Below are 15,492 nucleotides of genomic sequence, written 5' to 3' on the forward strand. Positions count from 1 at the left end.
GAAAACAATGACTCGCTCTGTGGCGGTGCTGGGCGCCGGCGGAAAGATGGGATTTCGCGTCGCCAGGAAGCTGTTTGACGCCGGCTACGATCTGCGGGCGATCGAGGTTAGCGATGCGGGCAAGCAGCGGCTGAGCGAAGCTGGCATGGTGGCGGAGGATGGCGAAGACTGGATCGCGGACACGCGGGCGGTGGTCCTCGCCCTTCCCGACAACATCATTGGCGCAGTCGCCGCTGACTTGGTGCCCAAGCTACCGTCGGGGACGCTGGTGATCATCCTCGACGCCGCCGCGCCCTACGCCGGCGTTCTGCCTGAACGGGCCGACATCGCCTATTTCGTCGGTCATCCCTGCCACCCGCCGCTGTTCAACGACGAGACCGACCCGGCTGCGCGCACCGACTATCATGGCGGCATCGCCAAACAGGCGATCGTCTGTGCCCTGATGCAGGGCAGCGAAGACGACTTCGCGATCGGCGAGGAGATCTGCAAGGTGATGTGGTCGCCGGTGACCCGCTCTCACCGCGTATCCGTTGAACAGCTCGCGATCCTTGAGCCGGGACTGTCGGAGATGATCGCCATGCCCTTCGTCGACACCATGGTCGAGGCCGTCGACGAGTGCGCAAACACGTACGGCATCGACCGCCAGGCCGCGTTCGATTTCCTCATCGGTCACCTCAACGTCGAGATCGCCATGTGGTTCGGCTTCGCGCCGAAGGTTCCGTCCGACGCGGCCCTGAACCTCATGCGGTTCGCCAAGGGTGTGGTGGTTAAGGACACTTGGCGCGATGCCCTCAACCCGCAGAAGGTGAAGGAGGCCTCCCAGTTGATCGTCCGCAGCTAGGCAAGGGTGCCAGTAGGCCCAATGCGCCCCCTCTCCATCTCAACGGCGCTGTTTGACGGCTACCCGATGGCCGACGCACTCGCGGCGATTACGCAAGCTGGCTTCACCTACGTCGAGCCGGCCTTCATCAAGGGCTATGTCGACTTCGACGAAAGTGCTTTTGCACCCGAGGCCGCCAAGGCGGCCGCCCACGAGATACGCCGCCATGGCCTGTCGGTCATTGCCATGTCCGCGCATGTGGACTTCGGCGCGGAAATTGCCGTGGAGATGGTCCGGCGTCGGGTGGCCTATGCGGCAACGATCGGCGCCCGTTTCCTGATTACCAACACGACGACGCGTGATCGTGCTGACGCTTTTCGCAGGAATCTCGACGCGGTGTTACCGGACTGCGAGCGGTCCGGCATCGTGCTGGCGCTGGAGAACCCCGGTCACGGCCGGAACGACTTGATCGGCAACGGCGTGGAAGGCGTGACGCTTGTTCAGGCAATCGGATCGGACTGGGTCCGTCTGAACTACGACTTCGGCAACATCTTCACTTACTCGCACGAGGCCGTCTTGCCCGAGAAGGATTTCGCGGCCGCCCTTCCCTGGATGGCACACGGCCACCTCAAGGACGTTCGCGCGACCGAGGACGGCTGGACGTTCACGCCCGTCGGCGACGGGTCGATCCGATACGACCTAATCGCGCCGCAACTCGCACGTCTGGCCCCGGAATTGCCGGTCAGTCTTGAGCTGCCACTTCGCCTCAGGCGCCCTGGCCGTCGAGACCCGATACGCGAAAGGCCGCCGCTTGACGTTGCCGCGATCAGCGACGCCATCACGCGCTCGGTCACCTACTGGCGCGCGATCGACCGGCTGGACGCGGCGGATCATACAACTGGACCGGGCATGGGAAGACAGATTGGTCGGAGCGATAGGATTTGAACCTACGACCCCTACACCCCCAGTGTAGTGCGCTACCAGACTGCGCCACGCTCCGACCGGCCGGCAGTATAATGGATCGGGCGGAAAGTACAGCGGCTTTTCGACCGCTCGCTACCGCGCCTGATCAAGCAGGCGCTTGCACTCGAGGAGCTCCGTCAGCGCCGCATTCAGTTGCTCGATGTCGGCTGACGACAACCCCGCCGATTCCGGCCCTTCATCCGGTGAAGGCATCGCTTCGGGTTGCCGCTTCGTCTTCCGGGATCGCCCTCGCACCTTGGCGCGTGGCTCGGGCTTTGCCGCTGGCTCGCGATCGTCGCCTGCCTCTGCTTGTCCGCCGCCGCTGATCCCGCCGGCCTCGCCCTGGCGACCGGCTTCGATGACGGCACGTGGGCTTTGCTCGCGCAGGATGCGTTGCACACCGCGGATCGTGTAACCTTCTCCGTAGAGGAGCAGCTTGATTCCGCGCAGCAGGTCGACATCATCCGGTCGATAGTAGCGACGACCGCCGCCGCGTTTCATCGGCTTGATCTGGGAGAACCGCGTTTCCCAAAAGCGCAACACATGCTGCGGAAGATCGAGATCGTCCGCGACCTCGCTGATGGTTCGAAAGGCGTCAGGGCTTTTGGCCACCGCACAGACCTCACTGTGATTGCGCGCTATGTGTCGTCGTCGTCGTCGGCACCGTCGCCACGCAGGGCGATCAGAGCGGCATTAATCTTGTCCTTCAGGACATTGCTCGGCTTGAACACCATGACCCGGCGCGGTGAGATCGGCACCTCTTCGCCGGTCTTGGGATTGCGGCCGATCCGTTCGCTTTTGTCACGGACGATGAACGAACCGAACGACGACAGCTTGACTGATTCGCCACGAACGACGGAGTCACGAATCTCGTTGAGAACAACCTCGACGAGTTGGGCGGACTCCGTCCGCGACAGTCCCACTTTTCGGTAAACCGCTTCGCTCAGATCGGCGCGCGTCACCGTCTTGCCGCCCATGGCCTCCACGCCCCACTGGAAAGTGTCGTTTTGAGTGACTTGTTATCCAGCAATCAACCGCACTAGCGTATTGCCTCGCTACGCCGGAATCAACTGATCTTGCAAAGACATCGGCGAATTTTCGCGCTACCAGCGCAACAGCACCGCACCCCAGGTGAAGCCGCCGCCCATCGACTCCAGCAGGAGCAGGTCGCCACGCTTGATGCGACCGTCCTTACTGGCTTCCCAAAGCGCCAACGGGATCGACGCCGCGGACGTGTTGCCGTGGCGGTCGACGGTGCGCACTACTTTTTCGAGCGGGATGCCGAGTTTCTTGGCTGTGGCGTCGATGATCCGGACGTTCGCCTGATGCGGCACGAACCAATCGATGTCCGCGGCCGTGAAGCCCGTTGCCTCGAACGCATCTTCGATGACGTCAGAAACCATCGAGACGGCGTGCTTGAACACCTCCCGGCCTTCCATCCGAAGGTGGCCCACGGTACCCGTCGCTGATGGCCCACCGTCAACGTAGAGCTTCTCCTTGAACCGACCGTCCGAGCGCAGGTGGGCGCTGAGGATGCCGCGGTCGGTTCGCCACCCCGGCTGCGACTCGCCGCTAAGCACGACCGCGCCAGCCCCGTCGCCGAACAACACACAGGTCCCTCGGTCGGTCCAGTCGAGGATCCGTGAAAACGTCTCGGCTCCGATAACCAGGGCACGCCGGGCCTGGCCGGAACGGATCAATGAGTCGGCCGTCGACAACGCGAACAGAAAGCCGGAGCAAACCGCCTGAAGGTCGAAGGCGGCACCGTGGCGCATCCCGAGCGCTTCCTGGATGCTCACAGCGGCCGCCGGAAAGGTGTTATCGGGTGTCGCTGTGGCAAGCACGATGAGGTCGATGTCGTCGGCGGTCATGTTCGCCTTGGCGAGCGCTGACCGTGCAGCCTCAATCCCGAGATCGGAGGTGAGTTCGCCATCGGCAGCGATCCGCCGCTCGCGGATGCCGGTGCGCTGGGTGATCCACTCGTCGGAGGTGTCGACCATTCCGGACAGTTCGCCGTTGGTCATCACCCTTTCCGGGAGATATCCGCCGCTGCCCAGAACCACGGAACGAATCGCGCTCACGCGGCCCCCGCGGATGCCACGACGTCGGTCTCCGGCTCAGGCCGCGACTGAGAATATGCGGTCAAGTCGTTGTTTATCTTATCGAGTAGGCCGTTGCGCACCATGCCATAGCCGAGCTCGACAGCGGTCGCGAACCCTTCCGCGTCGGTTCCGCCATGGCTCTTGATGACAATCCCGTTCAGCCCAAGGAACACCCCGCCGTTCCCCCGCCGCGGGTCCATCTTGACCCGCAGGCGATCGAAGGCGTCACGGGCAAGGTAGTAGCCGATCCGCGCCATTAGCGTCCGGCTCATGGCGTTGCGCAGATAGGTCGCGATCTGCCGCGCCGTTCCTTCGGCGGTCTTGAGTGCGATATTGCCGGCGAACCCCTCGGTCACCACCACATCGACCGTCCCGGCCCCGAGGTCGTCGCCCTCGACAAAGCCGGCATAGTCGATGTTGGAGAGGTCGGCGTCCTTGAGCCGCTGGCCGGCCTCGCGAACCGGTTCGAGGCCTTTGACCTCTTCAACGCCGATGTTCAGCAAACCGACCGTAGGCCGGTCGACGTCGAATACCGCCCGCGCCATCGCGCCGCCCATAACCGCGAAGTCGAACAATTGCTGGGCATCGGCTCCGATGGTGGCACCGACGTCGAGCACCACGCTCTCGCCGCGGACCGTCGGCCACAGCGCTGCTATCGCCGGCCGGTCGATCCCGGCGGTGGTCCGCAGGCACAGCTTGGCCATGGCCATCAGCGCGCCGGTGTTACCGGCGGACACCGCAAGGTCCGCATCTCCGGTCTTCACCGCCTCTATCGCCCGCCACATGCTTGAGCGGCGGCGGCCGCGACGCAGCGCCTGGCTCGGCTTGTCGTCCATGCGGACGGCGATCTCGCAATGCTCGAACTCCGATGCCTCGCGGAGCTTCGGATGCTCGTCAAGCATCGGCTTGACGAGCGCCTCATCGCCGAACAGGCGAAAGCGCAGGTCCGGGCGCCGTGTCAGCGCCCTCAACGCGCCTGGGATGACGAGGTCGGGACCTTCGTCTCCACCCATTGCGTCAAGAGATACGGTTACGCCCGCCGCCATTCATCCACGCGTCGTTGGCCCCACGATTCGCAACGGAATCCGGGACTTCCGGCGCCGCTGACGAACCGCGAACATACCGATTTGGCGGCATGACACAAACAAAAGCGCCGATTCCCGGTCAAACCGTGCCTTCGCGGTCACCGATCAGTCTCCAGGATCTTCGATAGTGCGGCGAATGGCGAATCACTCTCGTCCTTCGCGGCATCGCGGAACGAGTCCGGTACCTCCGCACCGGCCGCGCGCGGATAGGGATCAATGGCTAGTGCAAAATATTCCAGAACCAGGGCGCCGACATTAATACGGCCGTCTTCCGAGATCTCTGGAACTTCAACGTCTGGGTCGACATGAACTTCGGCGCCGGGGCGATCGGGTTTGGGCGCTTTCGGCGAATCCGCCGCTGCAATGCGGACTGTGAACTGCTCGTCGATGATCTGCTCGACCGGCTCCAGACTCACGACGCAAGCCTGAACGATGGTGGCGACGACATGTCCCTCAAGCAGGACGGTATCACGGTCTTCGCGGATCAGATCGACGTCGGCGACAAAGGCCTTGACGTCCTTCAAGCCATAAGCCTCAGCGATCGCACGACGCTCGGCGTTGGCTGGAGTTATCCGCAGATGATGACCGGTTGCCGGAACCGTATCGATCAGGATCGGTGCGGCAATAGTGGGAATCGGCTTCATTTCTCGGTCTCCGCGGACACAAACCGCTCGGGTCGGATGAAGGGAAGTTCGCCGCCGAAAAGCACCGAATCGGAGGCATCGCTCATCGCCCGGTCAGTCGCGATCATATAAGCGGCCAGCGTGTTCGTTGCCAGTTCAGCGCCTTCGGCAGCGGGAACCGCCCGCTCCAACGACCCGGCCAGTGCCGCCGAATCGCCTGCGTCGAGCGCGCGATCGTAGGCCTCCGAGCGTCCGTAGAAGACCTCACCGACCTTGCGCATCCGCTTGCCGACCGAGAGGTCGCCCACACCGGCTTCACGCATGGAACGGTCCATATCGAGGCAGAAGCGGTCGAACACCGCCTGCCCGGCTTCACGCGCTGCCTGGTCGCCAGCGCGCAGGCGGCGGAGCACGATGACCAGATGCAGAACGACGGACTCGAATCGGCCATCCACCGTGTCCGCGACCCCGAGGTCCCGATAGAACACAGGATTGCGCGATTGCGCCACGATCGCGCCGTAAATCGCGGCTGAAATATCTTCGTTCCGACTCCGTCGGAATAGGCGGCCAAACACCTGTCGGCTCTCCGTGTAAGCGAATTCGAAACTGTTCGGGCACATATCTGCCGAGTATTGCAAGCCGCAAGGTCGCGCGGTAGGGGAGACACAGAATGCTGAGACGACTGCCCCATATTGCCATTTCGACGCGCCGCGTCGCGTTGATTGCAGCGCTGTGCGCGACAACCATCGCGGCCGGATGTGCCGGCGGCATCAGCAACACCAGCCAACACGGCTTTGTTGTTCCGGAGGTCGCGCTGGAGCAGGTACCGGTTGGTTCGAGCAAGGATCAGGTCCTGATCGCCCTTGGATCGCCGTCGACCACCGGCAACTTCGGCAGCGAAGCCTTCTACTACGTCAGCCAGACCCGCAAGCAGAGCGTGGCGTTCATGCCCGAGCGGGTTGTCGACCAGCGCGTCGTCGCGGTCTATTTCAACGAGGATGACGAAGTCACGCGGATCGCCAATTACGGCCTGAAGGACGGCAAGGTGTTCGACTTCGTCAGCCGGACCACGCCGACGGCGGGAACCGACGAGAGCTTCCTCCAGCAGGTCTTCAGCGGGATCCTTGGCCGCGGTGGGCCGCAGGGCGTCCGCTAAGCCATCATCGATCTGGTCATCGGAACGAAAAACCCGCCGTCACCGGCGGGTTTTTGCGTAGTGGGATGACGGGTCCGGACGATCAGTGCGCCAACACGGCGAGGAGCAGCAGCGCCACGATGTTGGTGATCTTGATCATCGGGTTCACGGCTGGGCCGGCGGTGTCCTTGTAAGGATCGCCGACGGTGTCGCCGGTGACCGCTGCCTTGTGGGCTTCGGAGCCCTTGCCGCCGTAGTTGCCGTCTTCGATGTACTTCTTGGCGTTGTCCCATGCGCCACCGCCAGCGGTCATCGAGATCGCGACGAACAGGCCGGTGACGATGACACCGAGGAGCATCGCGCCAAGCGCAGAGAACGCGGCCGACGGACCGCCGATCCAGTTGATCACCACGAAGATGACAATCGGTGACAGCACCGGCAGGAGCGATGGAATGATCATCTCCTTGATCGCCGAGCGGGTCAGCAGGTCGACCGCGGCGGTATAGTCGGGCTTGTCGGTGCCCTGCATGATCCCTGGCTTCGCCTTGAACTGGCGCCGGACCTCCTCGACGATCGCGCCACCGGCACGACCAACCGCGGTCATGGCGATCCCGCCGAACAGGTATGGGAGCAGCCCGCCGAACAGGAGGCCGACCACGACGTAGGGGTTCGCCAGCGAGAAGTTGGCGACCACTCCTTCGAAATAGGGGAACGCCTCAGGGTCCGCGATGAAGTGCTGCAGGTCTTCAGTGTAAGCCGCGAACAACACAAGGGCACCGAGGCCGGCGGACCCGATGGCATAGCCCTTGGTCACCGCCTTGGTGGTGTTGCCCACCGCATCGAGCGCGTCGGTGGACTTGCGCACTTCCTCCGGCAGGCCGGCCATTTCCGCGATGCCGCCCGCGTTGTCGGTAACCGGACCGAACGCGTCGAGCGCGACCACGACACCAGCAAGCGCCAGCATGGTCGTCACGGCTATCGCAATGCCGAACAGGCCGGCGAGCAGATAGGTCACCAGGATACCGGCGATGATGACGATCGCCGGCAGCGCGGTCGACTCAAGCGAGATCGCCAAACCCTGGATCACGTTCGTTCCGTGGCCCGTCTCAGATGCCTTGGCGATCGACTGTACCGGGCGGAAGTTGGTGCCGGTGTAATACTCGGTGATCCAGATGATCAGGCCGGTGACGATCAGGCCGGCAAGCCCGCAGAGATAGAGGTCGAGCGGCGTGAACGCCGTATCCCCGACCGTCATCACCATCGACATATCGCCGAACACCACCCAAGTGACCGGGTAGAGCACAATCAGTGACAGCACCGCCGTGGCGACGAAGCCCTTGTAGAGCGCTCCCATGATCGACCCGTTGGAGCCGAGGCGGACAAAGAACGTGCCGATGATCGAGGTGACCACGCAGGCGGCGCCGATCGCCAGGGGATACATCATCGCCGCGAGGCCGAACTCGGTACCGACGAAGAAGATCGAGGCCAGCACCATCGTGGCCACCACGGTCACCGCGTAGGTCTCGAACAGGTCCGCGGCCATGCCGGCGCAGTCACCGACATTGTCGCCGACATTGTCGGCAATGGTGGCCGGGTTGCGCGGATCGTCCTCGGGAATCCCGGCCTCGACCTTGCCGACGAGGTCGCCACCGACGTCGGCGCCCTTGGTGAAGATACCGCCACCGAGACGGGCGAAGATGGAAATCAGCGACGCGCCAAAGCCGAGCGCCACCAGTGCATCGATGACCACGCGGTCGCCGGTGTTGTAGCCGAGGAACTGGATGAGGACGAGGTAGTAAACCGATACGCCGAGGAGCGCGAGGCCGGCGACCAGCAGCCCGGTGATTGCGCCTGACCGGAACGCGATGTTGAGGCCGGCGCTGAGGCTCTGGCTGGCAGCCTGGGCGGTGCGGACATTGGCGCGAACCGACACCATCATGCCGATGAAACCGGCGGCACCCGACAGGATCGCCCCGATCAGGAACCCGATCGCGACCGGGATCGACAGGAGCCAGGCGACGACGATGAAAACCACCACGCCGACGACGGCGATGGTCGTGTATTGCCGCCGGAGATAAGCCGTCGCGCCTTCCTGGATCGCCCCCGCGATCTCCTGCATCCGCGCCGTTCCGGCGTCCGCAGCTAGAACTGATTGAATTGCCCAGATCGCGTACGCGACTGACAGTAGACCGCAAAGAATGATGATGTAGAGCACTGGGATTCCTCTTAATCCTCGGTCGATTGGACCCGGAAGACTGGCCAGCGAAGGCTTGGAAACAGGGGGAAAATTCGGTCGCCGCCGCGACTGAAGACTGAGCCGGCGTGGGTATGACCTGTCACACAGCGGCCGTCAAGGTTCGCACGCCGCGAGTCAGGCCGCTGCCCGCCGTTTGGCAATGACCGCGACAATCAGTCCGATGCAGCAGAGCGCCACCACCGGGAAGACGACCATGTTGATCCACTCCCAGCCGAAATTGGTGAACAGCGAGCCCGACGCGAATGACGCGACGGCGACCATGCCGAAGATCAGGAAGTCGTTGAAGCCCTGGACCTTGCCGCGCTCCTCCGGCCGGTAGGTCTGGGTGAGCATCGCGGTCGCGCCGATGAAGCCGAAGTTCCAGCCGACGCCAAGGAGAACCAGAGCGATCCAGAAATGGGCGAGATCGATTCCCGAAAGCGCGACGAGACTGCACCCGGCGAGCAGCGCCATACCGATCGTGATGATCACCTCGACACCGAAGCGTGCGATCAGAGCCCCGGTGATGAAGCTCGGCCCGAACATCGCCAGCACATGCCACTGAATCCCAAGGGCGGCGTTGTCCTCGCCGAGGCCGCAGGCGACCATCGCCAACGGCGCGGCGGTCATCACCAGCGCCATCAGCGCGAACGAGCCCATGCCGCACAGGACGGCAACGATGAAGCGTGGCTGACGGGCGATCTCGGAGAGCGGCCGCCCCCCGGACTCGGTCGTTTGTTTCGGCGCCTCGCGGGCGCCGCCGCGTAGCAACGCCAGAACCGAAAAACCGATCAGGCACAATACGGTTATCGCAAAGAATGAACCTGCGAAGGGAATAGGCGCCAGCAGGTCGCGAGTGAAGATCACCGTCTGGGGGCCGATCACCGCCGAAGCGATTCCCCCCATCATGACCAGCGAGATCGCCTTGGCCCGAAAACGGTCGTCGCCGCTGTCTGCGGCGGCGAAACGATATTGCTGTGCGAAAGCGGTGGCGAACCCGACCAGGAACAACCCGGCGACCAGCACTGCGAAACGATCGCCGAGAACCGCAAAACCGGCGACGATGCCACCGAGGGCACCGAATACCGTCCCGCTCATGAAGCCGTAGCGCCGGCCGATCTGGCGCATCAGCAGTGCGGCGGGAATCGTGCCGAGAGCGACGCCGAGGTTGAAGCCGCTGACCGGCAAGGTCGCAAGTGACTTATCCGGCCCGAGCAAATAGATGCCGGCTAGACCACCGAGCGTGATGCAGATTGCCGGCGGCGAGCCGTTGATCGCCGCGGCGGCGGTCAGAACGCCGGCGTTGTGGCGCGCGTAGGGATCGTCCCCAACCGCGGCGGTATCGAATGTCCGGTCTGTCACGATGTGTCTCCGGGGCGGACTATACTGCGCCGGCCCGTTGGCGTCGTTAGAAATGTGTGTGGCTCAGCCGGTCGAGCGGCAAAGGAGCGCCGGCTTCGCCAAGCACCACCGGGGGGCCCTCGCCCGCGACAATACGTCCTACTCGCGTGACCGCGACACCGGCGTGCCCTGCTTCCTCAGCGAATCGGTCCGCGTCCGGCTCGGGCACCGCAGCGAGAACCTCGTAGTCGTCGCCGCCCGTCAAAACCGTGGCCAGCGCCGTTGCGTCCTGTTCGACGAGGCGCTGGGCTCCGGCCGACAGCGGCAACGCGGTGGCATCGATTTCGCCGCCTACCCCGGAGGCGCGGCACAAGTGGGCGAAGTCGCCGACCAGGCCGTCGGAAACGTCGAGCGCGGCGGTCGCCAACTGACTAACGACAGGCGCCAGCTCCATCCGGGGTTGCGGGTAAAGGTAGCGGTCAAGGAGATGATCCGCCGCCTTCCCGGCCGGGAGTGCATCAATCGTGCCGAGGCGGATGCGCAGGCCAAGCGCGGCATCACCAATGGTTCCCGAAACAAAAACGATATCCCCGGGCGCCGCGCCCGATCGTCGGACGATGCGCCCGGCCGGAACCGTACCGAAGGCGGTGATCGACACCGTCACACCATTGGCGATGCGGTTGGTGTCGCCGCCGAGCAGGGTGATCCCGAAGCTTTCCTGATCCTTCGCCAATCCGGCAGCGAAGTCCCGAACCCAGGATTCGGTCCAGTCCGGCCCGAGGGCAAGCGACAGGAGATAGCCGACCGGTTTGGCGCCCTTCGCGGCGAGATCGGACAAGTTCACCCGCAGAGCCTTGGCGGCGATCGCGTCGGCGGGGTCGTCGACGAAGAAATGAACGCCGGCGGTGATCAGATCGGTCTGAAAGACGAGGTCGGTTCCATGCTCCGGCGCATAGACGGCCACGTCATCGGTGAGGCCGAACGCACCGGGATCCTGCGCCAGCGGACGGAAATAGCGCTCGATTAGCGTGAACTCGCCGGGTCGGTCCGTCATCAGGTCGGCTCGGAGGCAAGGAACTCCGCCGACCGGCGATCACGGGCGAGGGTGTCGAGCACGGCATTGACCATTCCCGCCGCGTCGGCATCGAAGAATGCGCGGGCGACATCGACATACTCGGTGATGATCACCCGGGCCGGGATATCGGGGCGACTGGCAAGCTCATACGCGCCGGAGCGCAGGACCGCGCGCAGCGTCGCGTCGATGCGCGTCAGCGGCCAGCCCGGCGTCAGCGCCTTGTGGATCTGCGGGTCGAGGTCGCGCTGGTCGCGGACCACGCCGGAAACAATGTCGCGGAAGAAAACCGGATCGGCCTGGCGGTACTGGTCACCGTCGACCTCACGACCGAGGCGGTGCGCTTCGAACTCGGCGATCACCATCGGCAGTGTCGCCTCGGCGATGTCCATCTGGTACAGCGCCTGAACGGCGGCGAGCCGGGCCGCCCCGCGCCGATTGGCGGGCTTCGCGGCCGCCTTCCGGTCATCGTTCATCGGCCGCGGCCAAAGGAGTGAAAAGGGCGTGTCGGCATGATCGTTCAACGTCCCGCTGGACGCCGCGATTTAGGCGGTTTCCGTGAGCCGCGCAACATACCGCGCAACAAGATCGACTTCGAGGTTCACCGCGTCGCCCTGCTTGCGCTCGTTCCAGGTCGTCGACTGGAGAACCTGCGGGATCAATAGACAGTCGAAGCGATGGCTCTCCACCGCGTTGACCGTTAACGATATCCCATCGAGCGCAATCGACCCTTGCGGCGCGATCATGTGCGAGACCGATTCCGGCGCCTCGAACCGGAACCGGGTCGTCTCGCCAAGGTCCTCTCGTTCCGTCACGTTCGCCACCGCATCGACGTGGCCGGTCACCATGTGGCCGGGTAGTTCGTCGCCGAGCCGCATTGGGCGCTCCAGATTGAGGCGGCGGCCCACGTCCCAGTCCGATGCCGTGGTCGCCGCGAGTGTTTCAGGCGCCGCATCGACTTCAAAGACGGTCTCGCTGCCTTCCGCGCCATCGCGGCCAACCACGGTGAGTCCGATCCCGTTGCAAGCGATGGCGCCGCCGATCGACAGATCGTCCGGCTTCCACCGACACGCGATTGCGATGCGTTGGATGTCGTTTCGCTGCGCGTTGGCAACGACCGATCCCACTTCCGAAACGATCCCCGTGAACATCTTTCCCGTCAGTCTCTCCAGTATCGCCGCATCAGGTCGTCCCCAACGATTGCGGCGTCGATTTGACGGTAACGCGGGCTCCGTTCGATCGCCGAAAGGGCGTACCCTTCGAGCGCCCGAACACCGTCCGGACCCACGACCACCGGCGCTCGGAACAAGACGATCTCGTCGAGCAGGTCCTCGCTGAGGAGGGACGCTGCTACGCGGGCGCCGCCTTCGACGAGGACTCGGGTCATGCCGGCTTCGCCGAGGGCCGCCAGTGCTTCGTGGAGGTTGAGACCGTTCGGACCGTCCGAGGTTTCGACAACCTGAACTCCGGACTCGATGAGCGCGGCCTTGGCGTTAGCGGGCGCCGCCGGCCCGACCACGGCCATGACCGGCACCTTGTCGGCGGTGGTCACCAGCCGGGAATCGAGCGGCAAACGTCCCGAAGGATCGAGCACAACCCGAAGCGGCGATAGCCCGGCCAGGCCCGGCAAACGCACCGTCAGGCGGGGATCGTCGATCAACACCGTACCGATGCCGATAACCACCGCATCGGACGTGCTTCGCATCGCCTGCACCGCGGTGAGTGCCGGCTTGCTGGTGATCATCATCCGCTCGCCCTCGCGGCGACCGATCATGCCGTCGGCCGAGACGGCGAGTTTGAGCGTGACGTGCGGCCGCCCCTTCTGGACTAACGAGAAATGGCCGGCATGGTCCCGTGCCGCCTCCTTGGCGAGGACACCATCGGTGACGACGATACCGGCCGCCTCGAGCGCCGCCCTGCCCTTCCCCGACACCCGGGGGTCCGGGTCGTCGATGGCCATCACCACCCGCTCCGGACCGGCAGCGATCAGGGCATCCGTACAGGGCGGGGTCTTGCCGTCGTGGGCGCATGGCTCCAGCGTCGTATAGATCGTTGCGCCGCGGGCGGCATCACCGGCTTGTTCCAGTGCCATCGTTTCGGCATGCGGGCGCCCGCCGGGTGCGGTCCAGCCGCGGCCGACGACGATCGGTCCGTCCGAGTCGTGGCGCACGACCAACGCGCCAACCGCCGGATTTGGATGCGTCTGACCGAGGTTCCGTCGACCGAGCCGCAATCCCGCGGCCATCAGCCGCCGGTCAAGCTCCGGTGAAACGTCGTTATGCCCCGTGTCGTGCATCGGTCCAGCTAGTCGTCGCCGTTGCCGACGACGGCCTCTTCCGACAATTCGCCCACGAACACCTCGAAATCGCGGGCTTCACGAAAATTCTTGTAGACCGAAGCAAAGCGGACGAAGGCGACCGTATCGAGGCCGCGCAACCCTTCCATGACCATGTGCCCGATCTTCTCCGACGGAATGTCCGATTCGCCTGAGCTTTCGAGCTGCCGGACGATGCCGTTGACCATCCGCTCAACCCGGTCCGGATCGACCTGGCGCTTGCGCAGCGCGACTTGCACCGAGCGCGCCAGCTTATCGCGATCGAACGGAACCCGTCGGTTGTTCTTCTTCACCACCATCAATTCGCGCAACTGAACCCGCTCGAAAGTGGTGAAGCGCCCACCACAGTCGGTGCACACCCGGCGACGCCGGATGGCGGTGTTGTCCTCGGAAGGGCGTGAATCCTTGACCTGCGTGTCGAGATTTCCACAAAACGGGCAGCGCATAAGGTGAGCCGTCCTCGGTCGCGGCGGTCAGCCCGGATAGATCGGGAAGCGCGCCGTCAGAGCGTGAACTCTTTCCTTGACCGCGACTTCGGTGAGCGGCGCCGCCCCGTCCTCCGATTGCGCGACCGCGTCCAGAACTTCCGAGATCATAAGACCGACCTCCCGGAACTCGGCGATCCCGAAACCGCGGGTGGTGCAGGCTGGCGTACCGAGACGGACGCCTGAAGTGACAAACGGTTTCTCGGGATCGAACGGTACGGCGTTCTTGTTGCAGGTAAGCCCGGCGCGAACCAGAGCCTTCTCCGAGACCTTGCCGGTCAATCCCTTCGGCCGCAGGTCGGCGAGCATCAGGTGGTTGTCGGTCCCGCCCGAGACGATGTCGAAACCCGACTCGCGCAGCGTTTCCGCGAGTGCCCGGGCATTGTCTACAATGGCTTTGGCGTAGATCTTGAAGTCGGGCCGCAACGCTTCGCCAAAGGCGACTGCCTTCGCTGCGATGACGTGCATAAGCGGCCCGCCCTGTAGTCCGGGAAACACCGCTGAGTTGATCTTCTTGGCGAGTGCCTCGTCGTTGGTGAGGATCAGGCCGCCGCGCGGACCGCGGAGGGATTTGTGAGTGGTCGAGGTGGCGATGTGCGCATGCGGGAACGGCGATGGATGGACGCCGCCGGCGACGAGGCCGGCGAAGTGCGCCATGTCGACCATCAGGTACGCGCCGACCGCATCGGCGATCTCCCGAAACCGCTCGAAGTCCCAGATGCGCGAATAGGCGGTTCCACCGGCGATGATCAGCTTCGGCTTGGCCTCGTGGGCAATGCGCTCGACTTCGTCATAGTCGATGAGATGATCGTCGCGGCGCACGCCATACGGCGCAACGTTGAACCATTTGCCCGACAGATTGACCGGCGACCCGTGGGTGAGATGCCCGCCCGCGGCGAGGTCGAAGCCCATGAACGTATCGCCGGGCTGCAGCAGCGCCAGGAACACCGCCTGGTTCATCTGGCTGCCGGAGTTGGGCTGGACGTTGGCGAAGCCGCAGCCGAACAACTGCTTGGCGCGTTCGATCGCTAGCGTCTCCGCGATGTCGACGAACTCGCAGCCGCCATAGTACCGGCGACCCGGATAACCCTCCGCGTATTTGTTGGTGAGCACCGAACCCTGTGCTTCGAGCACCGCGCGCGAAACGATGTTTTCGGATGCGATCAGCTCGATATCGTCCTGCTGGCGTTTCAGTTCGCCGGCGATCACGTCGGCGAGTTCGGGATCGCTGTCGGCGAGGCTCTCGGTGAAGAAGCCCCACTCGGCTGCCGGCTCAACGGCGGAATTCATCACGG

At 64.4% G+C, this 15,492-nt stretch carries 17 protein-coding genes and 1 tRNA gene; 3 read left to right on the forward strand and 15 right to left on the reverse strand.

The genetic code is table 11. From position 1 onward, the window contains the following. Positions 1-7 precede the first annotated feature (7 nt). Both ACO076_RS17355 and ACO076_RS17360 read left to right on the forward strand, forming a co-directional pair. The gene (locus tag ACO076_RS17355; protein WP_421724073.1) at positions 8-841 is read left to right on the forward strand and encodes a phosphogluconate dehydrogenase C-terminal domain-containing protein; all 834 of its coding nucleotides are present in this window, start codon (positions 8-10) and stop codon (positions 839-841) included. Between the two features lie 21 nt (positions 842-862). Next, a complete protein-coding gene (locus ACO076_RS17360; RefSeq protein WP_421724074.1) occupies positions 863-1,765 on the forward strand; it encodes a sugar phosphate isomerase/epimerase family protein in 903 nt (300 codons plus the stop codon). Here the strand turns inward: ACO076_RS17360 and ACO076_RS17365 are convergent. From ACO076_RS17365 to ACO076_RS17395, 7 genes are all read right to left on the reverse strand, one after another. Beyond that, positions 1,744-1,820, reverse strand: a tRNA-Pro gene (locus ACO076_RS17365). The genes ACO076_RS17360 and ACO076_RS17365 overlap by 22 nt on opposite strands. 56 nt (positions 1,821-1,876) lie before the next feature. Further along, positions 1,877-2,395, reverse strand: a complete 519-nt coding sequence (locus ACO076_RS17370; RefSeq protein ID WP_421724075.1) for a MerR family transcriptional regulator — start codon at positions 2,393-2,395, stop codon at positions 1,877-1,879. A gap of 26 nt (positions 2,396-2,421) precedes the next feature. Then, positions 2,422-2,760, reverse strand: coding sequence for an integration host factor subunit alpha (locus tag ACO076_RS17375; protein ID WP_421724076.1), 339 nt, complete (start codon positions 2,758-2,760; stop codon positions 2,422-2,424). Positions 2,761-2,886: 126 nt separating this feature from the next. Next, complete coding sequence (locus ACO076_RS17380) at positions 2,887-3,864, reverse strand: beta-ketoacyl-ACP synthase III (RefSeq protein WP_421724077.1); 978 nt, start codon at positions 3,862-3,864, stop codon at positions 2,887-2,889. Continuing rightward, complete coding sequence (plsX, locus tag ACO076_RS17385; RefSeq protein ID WP_421724078.1) at positions 3,861-4,931, reverse strand: phosphate acyltransferase PlsX; 1,071 nt, start codon at positions 4,929-4,931, stop codon at positions 3,861-3,863. Before plsX ends, ACO076_RS17380 begins: the two co-directional genes overlap by 4 nt. Before the next feature lie 137 nt (positions 4,932-5,068). After that, on the reverse strand, positions 5,069-5,614 hold the full coding sequence (locus ACO076_RS17390) for a DUF177 domain-containing protein (RefSeq protein WP_421724079.1): 546 nt from the start codon (positions 5,612-5,614) through the stop codon (positions 5,069-5,071). Then, a complete protein-coding gene (locus ACO076_RS17395) occupies positions 5,611-6,102 on the reverse strand; it encodes a ubiquinol-cytochrome C chaperone family protein (protein WP_421724080.1) in 492 nt (163 codons plus the stop codon). Before ACO076_RS17395 ends, ACO076_RS17390 begins: the two co-directional genes overlap by 4 nt. A 161-nt stretch (positions 6,103-6,263) precedes the next feature. On the opposite strand from ACO076_RS17395, the gene ACO076_RS17400 reads away from it, so the two are divergent. Then, entirely contained in the window at positions 6,264-6,749 is a 486-nt protein-coding gene (locus ACO076_RS17400) for an outer membrane protein assembly factor BamE (protein ID WP_421724081.1), read from the forward strand. Positions 6,750-6,831: 82 nt separating this feature from the next. Here ACO076_RS17400 and ACO076_RS17405 read toward each other — a convergent pair whose 3' ends face one another. The 8 genes from ACO076_RS17405 to glyA all read right to left on the reverse strand — a co-directional run bounded on the left by ACO076_RS17405 (position 6,832) and on the right by glyA (position 15,487). Continuing rightward, positions 6,832-8,943: a sodium-translocating pyrophosphatase gene (locus ACO076_RS17405; RefSeq protein ID WP_421724082.1), complete on the reverse strand. Its 2,112-nt coding sequence runs from the start codon at positions 8,941-8,943 to the stop codon at positions 6,832-6,834. Positions 8,944-9,099: 156 nt separating this feature from the next. Then, on the reverse strand, positions 9,100-10,326 hold the full coding sequence (locus ACO076_RS17410; protein WP_421724083.1) for an MFS transporter: 1,227 nt from the start codon (positions 10,324-10,326) through the stop codon (positions 9,100-9,102). Positions 10,327-10,372: 46 nt separating this feature from the next. After that, on the reverse strand, positions 10,373-11,359 hold the full coding sequence (thiL, locus tag ACO076_RS17415; protein WP_421724084.1) for a thiamine-phosphate kinase: 987 nt from the start codon (positions 11,357-11,359) through the stop codon (positions 10,373-10,375). Continuing rightward, a complete protein-coding gene (nusB, locus tag ACO076_RS17420; RefSeq protein WP_421724085.1) occupies positions 11,359-11,853 on the reverse strand; it encodes a transcription antitermination factor NusB in 495 nt (164 codons plus the stop codon). The genes thiL and nusB overlap by 1 nt, the downstream gene beginning before the upstream one ends. 69 nt (positions 11,854-11,922) lie before the next feature. Next, a complete protein-coding gene (locus ACO076_RS17425) occupies positions 11,923-12,528 on the reverse strand; it encodes a riboflavin synthase (RefSeq protein WP_421724086.1) in 606 nt (201 codons plus the stop codon). A gap of 8 nt (positions 12,529-12,536) precedes the next feature. Then, positions 12,537-13,673 carry a bifunctional diaminohydroxyphosphoribosylaminopyrimidine deaminase/5-amino-6-(5-phosphoribosylamino)uracil reductase RibD gene (gene ribD, locus ACO076_RS17430; protein ID WP_421724087.1) on the reverse strand — a complete coding sequence of 379 codons (1,137 nt, stop codon included), beginning with the start codon at positions 13,671-13,673 and terminating at the stop codon, positions 12,537-12,539. 8 nt (positions 13,674-13,681) lie between these two features. Continuing rightward, entirely contained in the window at positions 13,682-14,158 is a 477-nt protein-coding gene (gene nrdR, locus ACO076_RS17435; RefSeq protein WP_421724088.1) for a transcriptional regulator NrdR, read from the reverse strand. A 27-nt stretch (positions 14,159-14,185) separates the two neighbouring features. Beyond that, entirely contained in the window at positions 14,186-15,487 is a 1,302-nt protein-coding gene (glyA, locus tag ACO076_RS17440) for a serine hydroxymethyltransferase (RefSeq protein ID WP_421726766.1), read from the reverse strand. Positions 15,488-15,492 lie beyond the last annotated feature (5 nt).

Origin of the sequence: Bauldia sp. (assembly GCF_965232525.1) — a bacterium.
Taxonomy (GTDB): domain Bacteria; phylum Pseudomonadota; class Alphaproteobacteria; order Rhizobiales; family Kaistiaceae; genus Bauldia.

Excerpts from the sequence above, each read along its gene's own strand:
- ACO076_RS17355 (WP_421724073.1), top strand. The coding sequence starts at position 8 with ATGACTCGCTCTGTGGCGGTGCTGGGCGCCGGCGGAAAGATGGGATTT.
- ACO076_RS17360 (WP_421724074.1), top strand. The coding sequence starts at position 863 with ATGCGCCCCCTCTCCATCTCAACGGCGCTGTTTGACGGCTACCCGATG.
- ACO076_RS17375 (WP_421724076.1), bottom strand. The coding sequence starts at position 2,760 with ATGGGCGGCAAGACGGTGACGCGCGCCGATCTGAGCGAAGCGGTTTAC.
- plsX (WP_421724078.1), bottom strand. The coding sequence starts at position 4,931 with ATGGCGGCGGGCGTAACCGTATCTCTTGACGCAATGGGTGGAGACGAA.
- ACO076_RS17390 (WP_421724079.1), bottom strand. The coding sequence starts at position 5,614 with ATGAAGCCGATTCCCACTATTGCCGCACCGATCCTGATCGATACGGTT.
- ACO076_RS17400 (WP_421724081.1), top strand. The coding sequence starts at position 6,264 with ATGCTGAGACGACTGCCCCATATTGCCATTTCGACGCGCCGCGTCGCG.
- thiL (WP_421724084.1), bottom strand. The coding sequence starts at position 11,359 with ATGACGGACCGACCCGGCGAGTTCACGCTAATCGAGCGCTATTTCCGT.
- nusB (WP_421724085.1), bottom strand. The coding sequence starts at position 11,853 with ATGAACGATGACCGGAAGGCGGCCGCGAAGCCCGCCAATCGGCGCGGG.
- ACO076_RS17425 (WP_421724086.1), bottom strand. The coding sequence starts at position 12,528 with ATGTTCACGGGGATCGTTTCGGAAGTGGGATCGGTCGTTGCCAACGCG.
- ribD (WP_421724087.1), bottom strand. The coding sequence starts at position 13,673 with ATGCACGACACGGGGCATAACGACGTTTCACCGGAGCTTGACCGGCGG.
- nrdR (WP_421724088.1), bottom strand. The coding sequence starts at position 14,158 with ATGCGCTGCCCGTTTTGTGGAAATCTCGACACGCAGGTCAAGGATTCA.
- glyA (WP_421726766.1), bottom strand. The coding sequence starts at position 15,487 with ATGAATTCCGCCGTTGAGCCGGCAGCCGAGTGGGGCTTCTTCACCGAG.